The organism is Streptosporangium sp. 'caverna' (assembly GCF_003203775.1).
In the GTDB taxonomy this organism is placed as follows: Bacteria; Actinomycetota; Actinomycetes; order Streptosporangiales; family Streptosporangiaceae; genus Streptosporangium; species Streptosporangium subroseum.
This window is the reverse complement of record NZ_CP029711.1, coordinates 6,074,943-6,089,676: the sequence shown is the minus strand read 5'-3', so window position 1 is coordinate 6,089,676 and position 14,734 is coordinate 6,074,943. Positions and strand designations below refer to the sequence as shown.

Below are 14,734 nucleotides of genomic sequence, written 5' to 3'. Positions count from 1 at the left end.
CGGCTTGCCTCGGCAGGTCAGGGTCCGGGGTGGCAATGGCAGCGCAGCATGATAAAACAGCATACGAGCCTCTGGCGTGATAGTTGATCTTAGTTGGCAACTCTTTTACCAGAGGCTTCTCTATTCCGGCACCACGTCCGGCGGCCCGCAACGCACCCGCGACCTGCGCTACCGGGTTGGGATGAGATCACTTAAAACTCGTTGCCGATGGTGTGGGTCTCCTCCTACGGTCGCTCCGTGACGATTGCATACGAATGGCGAGGCCACTTCGACAATACGGCGATCAACGCCCTCCACGCGGAGGGTTTCGGCCATGCGCCCCTGCAGGACGACTGGTGGGCTCAGGTCAACCGGCACAGCCTCGGATGGGTCTGCGCCACGGAGAACGGCGAACTCGTCGGCTTCGTCAATGTGGCATGGGACGGCGCCGTCCACGCCTTCATCCTCGACACCCTCGTGACGGGAAGAGCCCGGCGGCACGGTGTCGGGACCGAACTCATCGCCATCGCCGTCAGAGAGGCCCGCGCAGCCAAGTGCGAATGGCTCCACGTCGACTTCGACGATGACATGAAGGACTTCTACTTCGGGGCCTGCGAGTTTCAGCCGACGCACGCCGGCATCATCGCTCTGTAATCAGGCACGACACGGCAGTCGCTTTCCGGCCCGGAATCCACGACAACCCTGCGACCTGTGTCGTCAGGATGAAATGGGCTCTCTGATGTGTATGAGTATTAGTGCAATGCGCGCTCCAGGGCCCGACGGTTGCGCATCATCCACGCTGCTCCCCGGACCCGCCATGCCATACCCCACAGCGGCTCGCAATCCTTGCTATCCGGTGTCACCCGCGCTTCTATCGCCTGGTCGGCGGCATCCTGCACGGCCACTTCGATGATCGTGTCCAAAAACCCGGACCGTTGCTCCGCGGACAGTTCGTAGCCGTCGACGATCAGCCGTAGCTGGCCGGCACGTGTCCCAAGAGGCGGAAGCCCGGCCCGCTCAGCCACGTCATCGTCGTGCAGTTGTGCGTTGAGCCAGCACATCTGCGCCAGTTCCACCAGCGGATCCACCGGACCCGCCACTTCCCAGTCGATCAACCCCACCGGGTGACCTGAGCGCGCGACAATGTTCCACGGTCCGGTGTCGCAGTGTCCGATGACACGTCTTTCCCCGCCCATCGCTCGCCCGAACCAGGGTCGCCACACCGCCGTGGGCGGCGGCCGAAAGGAAGCGGCGGCCTCATGGAGTTCACGGAGCAGAACACCCAGGCGCGCTACCCCATCGTCACTCCAGGGCCCCGGATGCACGAACTCACCCTCGAGATACGTCAGCACCTCCCGGCCGGAACCATCAAACCCGTCTCCCACCACGCGGGGCGCGCCGGTAAAGCCGACCTCCTCCAGGTGTTTCAGCAGGGCGTGCACGCTACGTGACCAGGGGCCGGTCCCCCGAAGCACCGTCTGGCCCCGTCGGCTGACTGCCGTTCGGCCGCCACCGGTCAACGCGACTTCCACCTCATCGGGATCTATGGCTGGACCGGTCATGGGAGCTCCGTAAGCAGGCGTGGACAAGTCGGCTTCGATCGTGCCTCAAGGCGTCTGTCCAAGCACCTCCTTTTTGATCTCCATCGTGATGAGTCCAGAGCATCCGTGTCCGTCGGACCAGGACAATGAGCCTTTTCGTCCTGGCGCTGCGGCTCATCGTTGTAAAGGATCGTCTGTCATCACCTGACGGTGGTGACATTCTCGTCGGTCTTCGGACAGAGCGATCATTTGAGCGATGGGGCGGACCTGGATTCGGCCTGGGGGGTCTGCTGGGCCAGGACGGCGGTGGCGCGTTCGAGGAGTTCGCACAGCGAGGTGCGCTCGGCCGGCGTGGTCAGCGACACCGGCCAGGCCGACTACGCCATCCAGTTCGGCTACGACCAGCTGGTGTCGCGCCGCCGTTCCACGGGGCCGTACCTTGTTCCCGCGTTCCTCGGCCCCGAGGTCGGCATCGACGATCTCGGGGCCGTCGTGAGCGTCCGGTGAGGGTTTCTTCTCCGGACCGGGTTATTTGAAGGCTGCGATATTGCGCGTCGCCCACTCGGCGAAGGTGCGGGGCGGCCGGCTGAGAAGCCGCTCGACATCAGGGCTGACGCGCTGCTCGGCGGTGGACGGTGCGCCGAGGGCGCCGAGGGTGGTCTCCACGACCGGCTCGGGCATATCTGGTCCCGCGCCTCCGCGTGGCTCTACTCAATGAACCGCACCGACTCGCCCAGCGCGTCCCCGATCGCCGCGGCCTGCTGCCGGGGTGAGATCGGCGCCGGTCCGGTCAGCGTGTAGATGTTGCCTTCGTGGCCCGGCCCGCGTAGTGCGACGGCGGCGACCTCGGCGATGTCGGCCGGATCGATGGCCGGCAGCGTGACGTCGCCGAACGGCGCCGCGACCGCCCGTTGGGTGCGGACCGAATCGGCCCATTGGAGCGTGTTGGAGCTGAAGTTGCCCGGCCGCAGCATCGTCCATTCCAGGCCCAACTGCCTGACGGCGTCTTCCAGATCCGAGGGGTGGCGTTGCGTGCCCACGCCCTGGGAGGACAGCAACACGACCCGCCGGACGTCGGCCGCTCGCGCGACATTCATAACCTTGCTGAGATCGCCGTTCGCCATGAAGTCGGGGGAGGTCAGCAGGAGCAGACGAGATCAGCGAACTGGGGCGAAGCCTGGCGCCGCTGTTCGCATCACTCGCCGGGTGGTCGATCAATCTGGGCAAGGTCGAGCAGGCTCGGCTGGACTACGACGCCAGAGGACCGGTCCGCGGCCGTCGAACCTGATCCGACGGGTTCACCGGAAAGCGGATCGCGATTCATCCTGTCAACGCGCAGGTCGCGCTGTCCGGTCTTGAGCGAAAGTCGTACCCCCGAACCACCTCTTGGCTGGAGGAGCCTGAAGCTCGCGGTGGAGAGCGACGGAGAGCACCACGAGCCCGACCCCGGCGAGCTCGGCGAATGAGGGGAACTGCCGGAGCACCACGATGCCGATCACCGTTGCCGTGGCGGGGAGTAGTGCCACCAGCAGCGCGTACGTGGAACGGGCCATGCGTGCCATGGCGAGTTGATCGCACACGTACGGGATCACCGACGAACAGATCCCCACCCCGATTCCGGCGACGAGCGTGACCGGCTCGATCACCGCGGGAGCGGCCTGCCAAATGCCCATCGGCGTGACGAACACACAGGCGACGAGCATGGCGGCGGCCAGTCCCTCGATGCCGCTGATGCCGCGCAGACGCCGAGCCGTACGGTGGGCCAGCACGATGTAGACGGTGAACAGCACCGCGTTGGCGAAGGCGAACACCAGCCCCAGCGGTTCTCCGGCCAGCCGGATGCCGGTCAGCACGTAGACACCGCCGACGGCTGCCAGGAGTGCGGCGAGGTTGCGTGCCGTGCGGGCGCCGAGCGCGGCCAGCACGATGACCGGCAAAAACTCGATCGCGGCGACGGTGGCCAGGGGCACGCGGGCGATCGCCAGGTAGAAACAGACGTTCATGGCCGCGAGCACCGCGCCCCAGACGATGATCGTACGACGGCCCTCGATGTCGAGCCGGGCGAGGATCCGCCAGGGGCGACGCCAGAGCGCGAAAACGAGTGCGGCACTCCAGATCCTCAGTGCCGCGACCCCGAGCGGGGCGAGCCTGGCAAACAGGAGCACGGCGAAAGCGGGGCCAAGGTAGTGGAAGACGGCGCTCCCGATGAAATAGGTCCATGGAGGCGCCGCGGAGAGAACGGCACGAGGGCCGGTGGACGGCATGACCCCATCGTCGGCCACCCCGTAATTTAGGAGAACGGCGAATCGAAAGATCAGACCCGAGCGGGCATACGAACCAAAGGGAATTGACGCCCTCGACCTTCGTATTCTCGCCGAGCCACAGGTCGACGCCAGAGTGAGCTTCGCCGAACCGGGCCGCGGCGAACAGAGATGAGCATTTGCTCACGGCGGTTGAGTCCTTCCACGCTGTGAGGAGCGTCACATCGGAGCCGGGTCCGATGAGTTTTCGAGGCCGGCCGCCTCTGTACAGGTAGACCACGAACGGCGCGGATCGGACTTCGGTGCCGTCCGCGTCGTCTGAGTAGGTCGTCCGAGCAGAAGGAGAAGGCGATGGCATCCCCGCGGATAGGGTCGCGCGACGAGTGGCTGGCAGCCCGGCTTGAGCTGCTCGAGCGGGAGAAGGAGGTCATGCGGGCGCAGGACGCGGTCACCGCACAGCGCCGAGAACTGCCGATGGTCAGAATGGAGGAGGAGTATGTCTTCGAAGGTCCGACGGGTAAGGCACGCCTCGTCGACCTGTTCGAGGGCCGCCGCCAGCTCATCGTCTATCACTTCATGTGGAACAACTCGGCAGCCAGGGCACGTGGAACTCAGAGCTTGGACGAGGGTTGTCCGAGCTGCTCGTTCACCATCGACAGCGTGGGCCGCCTGGAGCATCTGCACGCCAGTGACACCACATTGGTGCTCGTTTCCCGTGCGCCACTGGCGGAGATCGAGAGTTTTCAGGCGCGGATGGGCTGGACCATCCCGTGGTACTCCTCGGCCGGGAGCGCGTTCAACTATGACTTCCACGTCACCAACGACGAGTCCGTCGCGCCCGTCGAGTTCAACTACAAGGACAAGGCGACCTTGGAGCGCAGCATGAAAACCGCGTTCGTGGTGAACGGCGACGGACAGGCGCTGAGCGTCTTCGTCCGCGACGAGGACACCGTCTTCCACACCTACACGACGTACGGGCGGGGCACCGAGTTCATGATGGGTACCTACCAGTTTCTCGACCTGACCCCCATGCTCCGCCCGCGCTACGTCAACCAATGGCCCTACCACGACACGTACGGCAGCGAAGCGGGCCCTTCTCACTGCGCCCACCACTGAGCCGTTGACGGCCGGTCGGGCGGAGCCTCCGAATCGAGGCGTCGCCGCTCTGTCTCGAATCACGGGAGTCATCGGATGATAATGATTGAGTCCATGCCGCTGAGGTGGACGCTCGTCCTGGTGTTCGCGGGCGCCGGCGGGTGGTTCCTGTTCCGCGGCCTACGATCCGGCTCCGATGGCGCGAGACCGGGCGTCACCGATCGGATCTCCCATCTGGCCCACGCGCTCATGGCCGCGGCGATGGTCGTCATGATGTGGCCGATGGGATGAGTGGAGAGACGATGACGCGTACCGCACAGCGACGGACGGACCCGCCCGCCACCAGGCCGGACGAGGAGTTCGCCCGGCTGAGCGAGCCGTACCGGCGGGAGTTGCTGGCGTACTGCTACCGGATGCTCGGCTCGATCCACGACGCCGAGGACCTGGTCCAGGAGATCTACCTGCGGGCGTGGCGCGGCTACGGCGGTTTCGAGGAGCGTTCCTCGCTGCGTACCTGGCTGTACCGGATCGCGACCCGGGCGTGCCTGAAGGCTCTGGAGGGCAAGAGCCACCGGCCGTTGCCCTCCGGACTGGGCGGCCCGAGCGACGACCCGGGCGACCCGCCGGGCCCGCGACTGCCGGAGGTGTCGTGGCTGCAACCCGCTCCCGACACGCTGTTCGGCGTCGATCCGGCCGTCGTCGTCGAGGCGCGGCAGACCATGCGATTGGCGTTCATCGCCGCGTTGCAGCACCTGCCCGGACGCCAGCGCGCCGTGCTGATCCTGCGCGACGTTCTGGCCTGGCGGGCGGTCGAGGTCGCCGACCTGCTCGGAACCACAACCGCTGCCGTCAACAGCGCCCTGCAACGCGCACGGGCGCAACTCAGCCAGATCGCGCCCACCGAGGACGGGATCGCCGAACCGGCCGACCCGGACCTGCGGGCGCTGCTCGACCGATACGCCGCCGCCTTCGAGAACGCGGACATCGCCGCCCTGATGGGGGTGCTGACCGACGACGCGATGTGGGAGATGCCGCCTATCCCGACCTGGTACGCCGGCCGGGAGGCGGTCGGACGGTTCCTCGCCGCCAGAATCGTGGCCGCCGGCGACTATCGGATGGTCTCGGCAAGCATCAACGGGCAGCCCGCGTTCGGGTCCTACGCGCGCGACCATGATGGCGTCCACCGGCCGCACGCGCTTCAGGTCCTGACCGTCACCACCACGGGCATCGCGCGGATCGTCGCGTTCCTCGACGCCGATCTGTTCCCGCTGTGCGGACTTCCGCCGACGGCCGATGCCACCGGGTGAACAGGCGTTCGCCGAAAATGCCCGCTGATCTGCATACCACCCCTATGACGTTTGACCTGGAGGATATCGATGACCGCTGACGTGACGGATCTGAAGGCGCGCGCCGAAAGGCTTCGCGAGCTACACGGCGGAGAGATGCTCGTGCTGCCCAACGCGTGGGACGCGGCCAGTGCGACGATCGTGGCCGAAGCGGGGTTTCCCGTGGTCGCCACTGCCAGCGCGGCCATCTCGGCGATGCTCGGTTATCCCGACGGTGAGGGCGCGCCGTGGCAGGAGATGTTCGCCGCGGCCGGGCGGGTCGCCCGGGCGGTGTCGGTCCCGGTCACGGTGGATGCCGAGGCGGGATACGGCATGCGGCCGCGTGAACTGGTGGACCGGTTGCTGGACATCGGCGCGGTCGGCTGCAACCTGGAGGACACCGACCATCGGGCGGGCGGCCTGGTCGAGGCCGGTGCGCACGCCCAATGGCTCGCGGACGTCCGCTCCGCCGCAGACGATGCCGGAGTCCCGATCGTCATCAACGCCCGCGTCGACGCCTTCCTACCTGCCGGCGGGATACCTGAAACGGATCGGATGGCGGAAGCGACACGACGGGGCCGGCTCTACCTGGACGCCGGCGCCGACTGCGTCTACCCGATCGGCGTGCGCCACAAGCGCGACATCGCCACCCTTGTCACCGAACTGCCCGGCCCGGTCAACGGCAACACCGGTGAACACCTGGACCTGGCCACGCTCCGGGAACTGGGCGTGGCGCGAGTGTCCTACGGGCCCCGCTTCTACCGCGCAGCCATGGCCGATCTGAAAACCACCGTTCAGGAACTGCTGACCTGACCATCACGAACAGGGCTTGTCGGCTTTCGGCGAAGAGTGGAGAATCCCTGAAACCACCAGGCGTGGGCGCCGAGCTCCATGGAGTCGATCTCCTGTGGTGAATCGGTAGCGGCCCGGGATCGCGACGACACGGTGACGGGGTCGCTCACCCGCCATCCGCATCGGAGACGGCCGCCTTCTCGGCCAGAGTAAGGATGCGCTCGTTGACGAGGCCGGGCCGTTCCAGCGGTACGGCGTGGCCCACACCCGGCACGATCTCGGCATGGGCGACGGGGAGTAGTTCCGTGGCGCGGGCGAGGGCACGGGCGGGCCGCACGAAAGTGCTGCGGCCTCCCAGGATCAGCTGCACGGGCACGGTGACACGCCGCAGTTCGTCGTCGGTGAAGGGGCGCGCCGGACCGCGATTGGGACGGAACGAACGGGCGCCGATCATGACTGGCTTCATGATCTCGGGACGCTCGGTCAGAGCGTGGCTGGCCAGCAGCCGGGCCAGGGCCGGCCGCCACCGTCGCGGGGCGGCCATGGCGAGTGCGCTCACGGCCATGTTGGCCATGAACTTCAGCGGCACCTTCTCCAGGCCGCCGGGGTCGAGCAGGGTGAGCGTGGCCAGCCGGGCTGGGCCGTAGATGCCCTGGTTGAGGGCGAGCCATCCGCCGTACGACATCCCGACCAGGTGGACCCGCTCCAGCCCGAGACCGGCGAGAACCTCGTCGAGCCAGGCGGCGGCGTCCCGGGAGCCGGTCACCGGAGCCTGCTGCACGCTGCCGCCGGGGTCATCGATCGTGTCGATCGCGTAGACGGAATGTCTCTGCCCGAGGGCGGCGATCTGCAGGTACCAGTTGGACGCGTTGGCGCCGTGCCCGTGCAGCAGGACGATCGGCTCCGCCTGCGCGGTGCCGTACCGGTAGACGCGGGTGGTGCCGAATGCGGTCTCGACGTCGAATCGGTCGTACGGCCGGGGCCACAGCGACATCGCCTGCTCGTAGGCCTCCAGGAACTTCTTTCGGGGTCCGTCGCTGATGAAGTGCCCGATCTGCTTGCGCGTGCCGCCGTCCGTCATGAGCCCGCCTCACGTCGCTCATCAAAATGGTACATTTGTACCCTATACACTTGTACCAAATATGGGAACGCGTGTCGACAGGTGAGGATCCATGGTCCGCAGGGATGACCGCGATAGACGACGCCGCGAGATCACCGAGGCGCTGCTGCGGGTCGCAGGCAGGCACGGCTTGCACGCCGCCACGATGCGGGCGGTCGCCGCCGAGGCCGGCGTCTCACTGCACCTCGTGCAGCACTACTTCGAGACAAAGGAACAGCTGATGCTGTTCGCGCTGCGGCACCTGGCCGAGCGGCTGGCCCTGCGGGTCAAGGAGAGGCTTGACACGCTCGGCACCGGTCCGCGACCGCGTGAGGTGATCGAGACCGTCCTGGCGCAGGCCCTGCCCACCGACGAGGAGAGCCGAGTCCTCCATCTCGTCTACACCTCGTACGCGGTGCTGGCCGTCACCGACGCCGACCTGAGGGAGCAGCCCTTCATGGCCGCGCCCGACGCGCTGGAGGAGTTCCTCGCCGAGCAGGTACGGCGGGCACAGCGGTCCGGGGACATACCGGAGGGCACCGACCCACGCCTGGAGGCCGCCGCCCTCCTTGCCATGTCGGCCGGGCTGGGCACCGGCGTGCTGCTGGGGCAGCGGAGCGTCGCCGATGCGATGGCCGTGATACGCCACCGTCTGGACGGGATCGGTCTGCCCTGATCTGCTCACGGCACCATCATCGAAACCGGCACCGACCCCTACCGCCTCGCCCAGAACCACGCACGAGCCCAGCACAACGAACCTTGTTGTGGCCGCGCAACCTCGTCGAGGGCCGCGATCAGCCGGGCTCTGGCGGCGTGCTCAACATCGATTCCCCGAATGGTTCATCGCGGCTGGAGCCGATCGAGCCGTCGCCACTGATCGCCGCTCAGCCGCAGACTCGCCGCGGCGACGTTCTCTTCCAGATGGGCGATCGTGCCGGTGCCTGGAATCGGCAGCACGACCGGCGAACGGTCGAGCAGCCACGCGAGCGAGACCTGCGCCGCGGTGGCGCCGAGCTCGGCCGCCACGGCGGCGATCTCGGCCGTCGCCTCCGATACCGCGGGGTAGACGGGCCGCCAGGGCAGGAAGGCGATCCCCGCCGCGGCACAGGCGTCGAGCACGGCCTCGTGCTCGCGATCGAGCATGCTGTAGCGGTTCTGCACGCTCACGACGTCGATGATCTGCCGCGCCTCCTCAAGCTCGGCGACGGTGACCTCGGACAGCCCGAGATGGCCGATTTTGCCCTCGACCTGGAGTTCGCGCAGCGCCCCCAGCTGGTCGGCGAGCGGCACCTTCGGATCGATGCGATGCAGTTGGAGCAACTCGAGCCGTTCGACCCGAAGCCGGCGCAGGCCCTGCTCGACCTGATCCCGCAGGAAGTCCGGCCGACCGCAGATCTCCGCGTCGTGCGGGGGGTTCGGTGGCGCGACCCCGACCTTTGTCGCGATGAGCAGGTCGTCGGGATAGGGATACAGCGCCTCGGCGAGGAGCTCCTCGTTGGCACCCCACCCGTACAGGTGCGCGGTGTCGATCAGTGTGACGCCCAGGTCGACGGCGCGTCGGGCCACCGCGATGGACGCTTCCCGACCCGGTCCGGGCTCGGTCGGCAGGCGCATGGCCCCGAACCCGAGCCGCCGTACGCTGCGCTCGCCCCCGATGCGGAATGTGCTCGATGTCATGTGTCTGTTTCGCCCCTCGCTCGAAGCCGGTCACGATAACAGCTTTTTTGCCCAAAGATCATTACTCGGATTTCCCGGTTTCCCGCCCCCCTGCTTCTGGCGCGAAGTTGGGGAGAGGAAGTAGCTCATCCCCTGCCGGGCCCGGGTGAGGTGCGCGGTGGCGCGGGTGTCATCGTCACTCCGGCAGATCAGCCAAGGTGCGAGCCCACCGCTGGAACCCGGACTCCCGCGCTGTATCGGCGTAACGGGCAAACTGGGCGCGGCACTGTGTTCGCCGGAGGCCGCCGATCAGCTTCGGAGGATGCGAGAAGGGCATGTCCGGGGTGGTCGGCTGCCAGAGCGCGGGCAGACCTGCGGCCCCGTCGCCGGGCGATTCAAGGCCGTAGTAGATCTCCGAGACGCCGAGCGCCATCGCCGCACCGAGACACATGAGGCAGGGCTCAAGATTGACGGCCAGTCGCAGCGGCGCGGAACGAGGTTCCCAGCCGAGTCGTCGATCCGCCTCCTCCATCGTCAAGAGCTCGGCGTGCGCGATACGCCGCCCTTGGCCCTTTTCCTGCGTATGGGAGCGGCCGACGACGACATCTCCCATGACGACCACGGCGCCGATCGGCAACTCGCCCGCGACCAACCCTTCTTCGGCGACATCGATGGCAAGACCGACCAGCTTGTCAGGCGTCATACGCCGATTCTAAAAGGCTCACCGGTGCTGTGATCGGCTGGATTCACAGGGTGGGCTGCGGCGGGAAGGCTTCGCGCCGCGCCAGCACTGGTCACGAATCCGTGCTGATGACGATGAGACGGAGCCCTCACGCGGCTGAAGAGACGAGTCGTTCGCCCCAGCGAATGCTTCCTCGCCAAGGCGGCTTGGCCTCGATCGGATCTGCGCATGCCTATGGATATCGTCCACGAGGCCTACGCCACCACGGTGGAAGAGGCGGGTGGATCGAACCACGCCTCGGAGGCGCCTGGATTGATCACGGTTAGGGCGTGCCGTACCCAGGGTGCCACGAGCATCTCGGCCTGCTCTTCGGGAGCGGCGAAGCGGAACTGCGCCAGTTCCTCTCCGTCGGCCATCAGCTCACCGCTGATGACCCGGCAGGCGAAAACCGTGGTCACGTACTGGACGCGGTCACCGTTGCCATACTCGACGGTCAGTTCCGGCCCTCCGAGCACGCCCAGCACGGCTGTCGGCTCGACCTCGACACCGAGCTCCTCCCGCATCTCCCGGACGATGGCGTCGGCGGGCCGCTCATCTGGATCGATCGCCCCTCCGGGCAGAGCCCACCAGCCGGTGCTGATGTCTTCGACCAGCAGAACGCGCCCCTCCTGATCGGTGACGATTCCGGTCACCCCGGGCATCAGCACCAGATCGCGACCGACGTGATTCCGCAACCACCGCAGGTAAGTAGAGATCGGCATACCGCTTCCCCTTACTGCCGTGGAGGCTTCCCGCATCATGGTGCCTGAGCCGCATCGGATCACCTGAGCCGACACGTCGGGTTCGCTGATCTGCTTCAGCTGATCCGTTTCAGTTTCAGCGAGCCAGGACAGAGAGCGCCGATCTCCATCCATGATCTCGGCATGATCGTATGAAGATCTTTTTTACGTGGGTCTGACCAGGTCTTCGATGTGAACGGTGAGGGAACGCTGCTGTCATGGAGCTGTTTCCCGCGATACCGCTGGCCGAGTGGCAGGACACCAAGGCCACGCTGCACCGGTTCTGCCAGGTGGTAGGAAAGATCCGGCTCGCCGCGGGGGTCCGGCGTAACCACTGGTGGAACGTGCCGTTCCATCTCACCGGGCGAGGTCTCACCACTCGCCCCATGGGACAGGCGGACAGCAATCTGATCTTCGCGATCGACTTCGACTTCATCGGTCACCAACTGATCGTCACCACGGCGGACGGCCAGGCGGTGTCGTTTCCGCTCCACGGTCAGTCGGTGGCGTCCTTCTACCGGGGTGTCCTGTGGGCGTTGGGAGCCCTGGGCGTGCGGGTGAACATGGACATACCCCGGCCGTATGATCTGCCCGACTCCGGACGGCCGTTCGCCGAGGACACCGAGCACGCCGCCTACGATCCCGCCAGGGTCACCCGCTACTGGCAGGTCCTCAGCCAGGTGAACCTGGTGCTGGAGGAGTTCGCGGCCGGTTATTCGGGCAAGGTCAGTCCGGTGCACCACTTCTGGCACACCTTTGACATCGCCTGCACCCGGTTCTCCGAGCGTCAGGTCGACCAGCCGCCCGCGGTCGACCCCGTGACCAGGGAGGCCTACTCCCGGGAGGTGATCAGCTCCGGGTTCTGGTTCGGCGACGACGCCTTCGGTGAGCCGGCCTTCTACTCCTACACCGCTCCCGAGCCCGAAGGGCTGGACAGCGAGCCCCTGCTGCCGGAGGCCGCGCAGTGGATCGCACAACGAGGAAACCACCTGGCCGTGCTCCGCTACGACGACGCCCGGTCCGAACCCGACCCGCGCGCCGCCGTACTCGCCTTCTACGAGAGCGCCTACCAGGCCGGCGCCCGGCACGCCGGCTGGGACATCGCCGGACTGGCCTGCCCCGGTGGGATCACCGATCCGCAGCTGAGCGCCAGGACCTGACGGCCCCGCCCCGGATCGCGCTCGTGCCAGGAGGCTCGATCCCGTCCACGGCCCGGTGCCCCTGTACGGACGTCATCGGGCCGCCTCGACCGCCCCGGCTGCCAGTGCCAGCGCGATCCGCTGAGCCGGGCAGCTCCGCGGACCCGCCCCGAACGTCAGATGCTGCGGCTCGCGCCCCGGCTGGAAGCGGTCCGGATCGGCGAACACCTCCGGATCCCGGTTGGCTGCCGCCACGTCGAGGACCACGGCCCTCCCCTCCCCGGCCGCCGTACGGCGCAGCACCCGGACCGGAGGGTCGAAGCGCAGCGTCTCGGCCAGTAACTCCTCCACCGTGCACGGCACCGGCTCGGCGGCCAGCGCGCCGCGGACCAGCCCGGCCGTCGCGCCGTACGCCTGGGCGAGCAGCCCCGCCAGTACGGCCAGGCGCTCCGGATCCGGATCGCCCAGCAGATGCGAGAGCCGTACCAGGCCCTCGTCGGCCGCCTCGGTATCCACTTCGCCCGGTCCAGGCAGGTAGGCCGGGGCGATCGTCGCGACGGCCTCCACGGCCCGCGGCCCGTCTTCGGCCCGGATCCCCAGCGCGACGGCCAGCACCCGCACCGGAACCAACTCTGAGGACTCGGGGTCCTCCGACGCGAGCCGGAACGCCTCGGCGCGCAGTGCGTCCGGGTCCAGCCGGGCCAACACCGCCACGCCCGCGGCCCGGCGCCTGTCGTGCACGGCACCCTCGGCGAAGCGGCCGACCGCGCCGCGCAGCCACGCCACGGTCAGCGCGAACGGCGGGCGGGGTACGGGATCGACGGTGAACAGGGGGTCGGCCAGCACGGCGCGCACCTCGGCGTGGCGGCTCACGACCGGTGAATCGGAAGTCATGACCAGAACGCTAGGGGCCGGACACTTCGGCGCCGGCCGAAGCGTTCCCACGCCTTGGCGGGCTCTCCCAGATGACGAGGCGGCGGCTCACCCTCCTGAGCCGCATGATCCGCCGGGGTGGCCGACGTCTCCTCTCGCGGGGCGTCGTACGCTCGGCCGTCACCTGCCGGAGCGTCGGTCGCCACTCACCGAGTACCTGCAGCGTGGAGGCCCCGTCCCTCAGGGCGGGGAGGAAACGCGGAACGGTCGGCGGGCATGGTGGTCTCCGGTTTTTGTCGGTGGGGGTCTGTAGGTTGCTCGGTGTGTCGCGCTACCGGCTGCAGCCCTCGCCCGCTCAAGAGGCGGCGTTGCTGGAACACTGCGGACATGCCCGATATGTGTGGAACCTGGCCGTAGAACAGCACGCCCACTGGCAGCGCGGCCGCGCGTCGGCGCCGGGGTTTGCCGAGCAGTGCCGTCAGCTCACTGAGGCGCGCGCCGCCTGCACGTGGCTTGCCGCTGGATCGATCATCGTCCAGCAGCAGGCGCTGAAGGACTTCCACCAGGCCATGGCGAACTTCTACGGCAAAACCCACCGCAGACCGACCTGGCGACGGCGCGGCCGAAGCGAAGGGTTCCGGATCGTCGCGGTCAAGCCCGGCGATGTGCGCCGCGTCTCCCGCAAGGTGGGCGAGGTGAAGATCCCGAAGGTGGGGTGGGTGCGGTTTCGCTGGTCGCGCCCCGTCGAGGACGCCAAGTCCTTCCGGATCACCCGGGATGCTGGCATGTGGCGTTCGCCATCGTCCCCCAGCCGATCCCCGCTCCAGGGACCGGTGCGGCCGTCGGCGTGGACCGGGGCGTCACCGTGTCGGCCGCGCTGTCCACCGGTGAGCTGCTGAGCGTGCCTGGCCTGAGCCAGGCTGAAGAGAAGCGGCTGTTGCGGTTGCGGCGCCGCCTGGCCCGGGCCCAGCGCGGATCGAAACGGCGCGCCACGGTCAAGGTCGCGATCGCGAGGTTGAGGGCGCGGGAGGGTGATCGGCGTAAGGACTGGGTGGAGAAGACCAGCACCGATCTGGCCCGCCGCTTCGATGTAATCGCGGTCGAGGACCTGAAGATCTCGAACATGACCCGGTCGGCGAAGGGCACCGTTGAGGCGCCGGGGACGAATGTGCGGCAGAAGGCGGGGTTGAATCGGGGCATTCTCGCCAACGGCTGGGGTCGGTTGGTGGCCCGGGTGCAGGACAAGGCTCCGGATCGGGTTCGGATGATCGATCCGCGGTATACGTCGCAGACTTGTAATGCTTGTGGGCATATGGCCAGGGAGAGTCGCGAGAGCCAAGCTCTTTTCCTGTGGGTGGCCTGCCGGCATCGGGATCATGCTGACGTTAATGCGGCGAAGAATGTTCGAGATACCGCCGTGGGGCATGCGGTGGCTGCGCGGGGAGGCTTGCTGTTGGGCGGGCCGGTGAACCGCGAACCTCAACGCGACCTCCTTCTTCATGGGGGATAGTCG

Annotated in this window: 19 protein-coding genes; 10 read left to right on the top strand and 9 right to left on the bottom strand. The window is 67.7% G+C overall.

What is annotated here, in order from left to right; all coding sequences use genetic code 11:
* Positions 1-237: 237 nt before the first annotated feature.
* Entirely contained in the window at positions 238-633 is a 396-nt protein-coding gene (locus tag DKM19_RS26740) for a GNAT family N-acetyltransferase (RefSeq protein ID WP_110706000.1), read from the top strand.
* Between the two features lie 98 nt (positions 634-731).
* Here the strand turns inward: DKM19_RS26740 and DKM19_RS26735 are convergent, their stop codons facing one another.
* Positions 732-1,421: a phosphotransferase gene (locus DKM19_RS26735; protein ID WP_204358246.1), complete on the bottom strand. Its 690-nt coding sequence runs from the start codon at positions 1,419-1,421 to the stop codon at positions 732-734.
* Positions 1,422-1,769: 348 nt separating this feature from the next.
* Between DKM19_RS26735 and DKM19_RS49795 the strand changes: the two genes are divergently transcribed.
* Complete coding sequence (locus DKM19_RS49795) at positions 1,770-2,027, top strand: hypothetical protein (RefSeq protein ID WP_162641788.1); 258 nt, start codon at positions 1,770-1,772, stop codon at positions 2,025-2,027.
* Positions 2,028-2,048: 21 nt separating this feature from the next.
* On the opposite strand, the gene DKM19_RS51995 is transcribed toward DKM19_RS49795, so the two are convergent.
* The 3 genes from DKM19_RS51995 to DKM19_RS26715 all read right to left on the bottom strand — a co-directional run bounded on the left by DKM19_RS51995 (position 2,049) and on the right by DKM19_RS26715 (position 3,784).
* Positions 2,049-2,201 carry a hypothetical protein gene (locus DKM19_RS51995; protein ID WP_239513607.1) on the bottom strand — a complete coding sequence of 51 codons (153 nt, stop codon included), beginning with the start codon at positions 2,199-2,201 and terminating at the stop codon, positions 2,049-2,051.
* A gap of 26 nt (positions 2,202-2,227) precedes the next feature.
* Positions 2,228-2,617 (bottom strand): SDR family oxidoreductase, encoded by a 390-nt coding sequence (locus DKM19_RS26725; RefSeq protein ID WP_239513606.1) that lies wholly within the window; start codon positions 2,615-2,617, stop codon positions 2,228-2,230.
* A gap of 231 nt (positions 2,618-2,848) precedes the next feature.
* Positions 2,849-3,784, bottom strand: a complete 936-nt coding sequence (locus DKM19_RS26715; RefSeq protein ID WP_110699200.1) for a DMT family transporter — start codon at positions 3,782-3,784, stop codon at positions 2,849-2,851.
* 348 nt (positions 3,785-4,132) lie between these two features.
* Here DKM19_RS26715 and DKM19_RS26705 point away from each other — a divergent pair, with 348 nt between their 5' ends.
* The 4 genes from DKM19_RS26705 (at position 4,133) to DKM19_RS26695 (ending at position 7,014) form a co-directional block, all read left to right on the top strand.
* Positions 4,133-4,897, top strand: coding sequence for a DUF899 domain-containing protein (locus DKM19_RS26705; RefSeq protein ID WP_110699198.1), 765 nt, complete (start codon positions 4,133-4,135; stop codon positions 4,895-4,897).
* A 93-nt stretch (positions 4,898-4,990) separates the two neighbouring features.
* Entirely contained in the window at positions 4,991-5,167 is a 177-nt protein-coding gene (locus DKM19_RS49790; protein WP_162641787.1) for a hypothetical protein, read from the top strand.
* A gap of 11 nt (positions 5,168-5,178) precedes the next feature.
* Positions 5,179-6,183, top strand: coding sequence for a sigma-70 family RNA polymerase sigma factor (locus DKM19_RS26700; protein WP_110699196.1), 1,005 nt, complete (start codon positions 5,179-5,181; stop codon positions 6,181-6,183).
* Positions 6,184-6,252: 69 nt separating this feature from the next.
* Positions 6,253-7,014, top strand: coding sequence for an isocitrate lyase/phosphoenolpyruvate mutase family protein (locus tag DKM19_RS26695; protein ID WP_110699194.1), 762 nt, complete (start codon positions 6,253-6,255; stop codon positions 7,012-7,014).
* Positions 7,015-7,159: 145 nt separating this feature from the next.
* On the opposite strand, the gene DKM19_RS26690 is transcribed toward DKM19_RS26695, so the two are convergent.
* The gene (locus DKM19_RS26690; protein ID WP_204358245.1) at positions 7,160-8,074 is read right to left on the bottom strand and encodes an alpha/beta fold hydrolase; all 915 of its coding nucleotides are present in this window, start codon (positions 8,072-8,074) and stop codon (positions 7,160-7,162) included.
* A gap of 91 nt (positions 8,075-8,165) precedes the next feature.
* Here DKM19_RS26690 and DKM19_RS26685 point away from each other — a divergent pair, with 91 nt between their 5' ends.
* A complete protein-coding gene (locus DKM19_RS26685; RefSeq protein WP_110699192.1) occupies positions 8,166-8,768 on the top strand; it encodes a TetR/AcrR family transcriptional regulator in 603 nt (200 codons plus the stop codon).
* Between the two features lie 164 nt (positions 8,769-8,932).
* Here DKM19_RS26685 and DKM19_RS26680 read toward each other — a convergent pair whose 3' ends face one another.
* The 3 genes from DKM19_RS26680 to DKM19_RS26670 form a co-directional block, all read right to left on the bottom strand.
* Positions 8,933-9,769, bottom strand: coding sequence for an aldo/keto reductase (locus DKM19_RS26680; protein ID WP_110699190.1), 837 nt, complete (start codon positions 9,767-9,769; stop codon positions 8,933-8,935).
* Between the two features lie 175 nt (positions 9,770-9,944).
* Positions 9,945-10,451 (bottom strand): deaminase, encoded by a 507-nt coding sequence (locus tag DKM19_RS26675; RefSeq protein WP_110699188.1) that lies wholly within the window; start codon positions 10,449-10,451, stop codon positions 9,945-9,947.
* Between the two features lie 233 nt (positions 10,452-10,684).
* On the bottom strand, positions 10,685-11,191 hold the full coding sequence (locus DKM19_RS26670) for an NUDIX domain-containing protein (RefSeq protein ID WP_162641785.1): 507 nt from the start codon (positions 11,189-11,191) through the stop codon (positions 10,685-10,687).
* A 236-nt stretch (positions 11,192-11,427) separates the two neighbouring features.
* On the opposite strand from DKM19_RS26670, the gene DKM19_RS26665 reads away from it, so the two are divergent.
* A complete protein-coding gene (locus DKM19_RS26665) occupies positions 11,428-12,369 on the top strand; it encodes a DUF5996 family protein (protein ID WP_110699184.1) in 942 nt (313 codons plus the stop codon).
* Positions 12,370-12,441: 72 nt separating this feature from the next.
* Here DKM19_RS26665 and DKM19_RS26660 read toward each other — a convergent pair whose 3' ends face one another.
* The gene (locus DKM19_RS26660) at positions 12,442-13,242 is read right to left on the bottom strand and encodes a cytochrome P450 (protein ID WP_110699182.1); all 801 of its coding nucleotides are present in this window, start codon (positions 13,240-13,242) and stop codon (positions 12,442-12,444) included.
* A gap of 302 nt (positions 13,243-13,544) precedes the next feature.
* On the opposite strand from DKM19_RS26660, the gene DKM19_RS50980 reads away from it, so the two are divergent.
* Positions 13,545-14,120, top strand: coding sequence for a helix-turn-helix domain-containing protein (locus DKM19_RS50980; RefSeq protein WP_204358244.1), 576 nt, complete (start codon positions 13,545-13,547; stop codon positions 14,118-14,120).
* Positions 14,009-14,731, top strand: a complete 723-nt coding sequence (locus DKM19_RS50975; protein WP_204358243.1) for an RNA-guided endonuclease TnpB family protein — start codon at positions 14,009-14,011, stop codon at positions 14,729-14,731. The genes DKM19_RS50980 and DKM19_RS50975 overlap by 112 nt, the downstream gene beginning before the upstream one ends.
* Positions 14,732-14,734: the final 3 nt, after the last annotated feature.

Coding starts and splice junctions, on each gene's coding strand:
- DKM19_RS51995 (WP_239513607.1), bottom strand. CDS start 2,201: ATGCCCGAGCCGGTCGTGGAGACCACCCTCGGCGCCCTCGGCGCACCG.
- DKM19_RS26725 (WP_239513606.1), bottom strand. CDS start 2,617: ATGAATGTCGCGCGAGCGGCCGACGTCCGGCGGGTCGTGTTGCTGTCC.
- DKM19_RS26715 (WP_110699200.1), bottom strand. CDS start 3,784: ATGCCGTCCACCGGCCCTCGTGCCGTTCTCTCCGCGGCGCCTCCATGG.
- DKM19_RS26705 (WP_110699198.1), top strand. CDS start 4,133: ATGGCATCCCCGCGGATAGGGTCGCGCGACGAGTGGCTGGCAGCCCGG.
- DKM19_RS49790 (WP_162641787.1), top strand. CDS start 4,991: ATGCCGCTGAGGTGGACGCTCGTCCTGGTGTTCGCGGGCGCCGGCGGG.
- DKM19_RS26700 (WP_110699196.1), top strand. CDS start 5,179: ATGACGCGTACCGCACAGCGACGGACGGACCCGCCCGCCACCAGGCCG.
- DKM19_RS26695 (WP_110699194.1), top strand. CDS start 6,253: ATGACCGCTGACGTGACGGATCTGAAGGCGCGCGCCGAAAGGCTTCGC.
- DKM19_RS26690 (WP_204358245.1), bottom strand. CDS start 8,074: ATGACGGACGGCGGCACGCGCAAGCAGATCGGGCACTTCATCAGCGAC.
- DKM19_RS26685 (WP_110699192.1), top strand. CDS start 8,166: ATGGTCCGCAGGGATGACCGCGATAGACGACGCCGCGAGATCACCGAG.
- DKM19_RS26680 (WP_110699190.1), bottom strand. CDS start 9,769: ATGACATCGAGCACATTCCGCATCGGGGGCGAGCGCAGCGTACGGCGG.
- DKM19_RS26675 (WP_110699188.1), bottom strand. CDS start 10,451: ATGACGCCTGACAAGCTGGTCGGTCTTGCCATCGATGTCGCCGAAGAA.
- DKM19_RS26670 (WP_162641785.1), bottom strand. CDS start 11,191: ATGCCGATCTCTACTTACCTGCGGTGGTTGCGGAATCACGTCGGTCGC.
- DKM19_RS26665 (WP_110699184.1), top strand. CDS start 11,428: ATGGAGCTGTTTCCCGCGATACCGCTGGCCGAGTGGCAGGACACCAAG.
- DKM19_RS26660 (WP_110699182.1), bottom strand. CDS start 13,242: ATGACTTCCGATTCACCGGTCGTGAGCCGCCACGCCGAGGTGCGCGCC.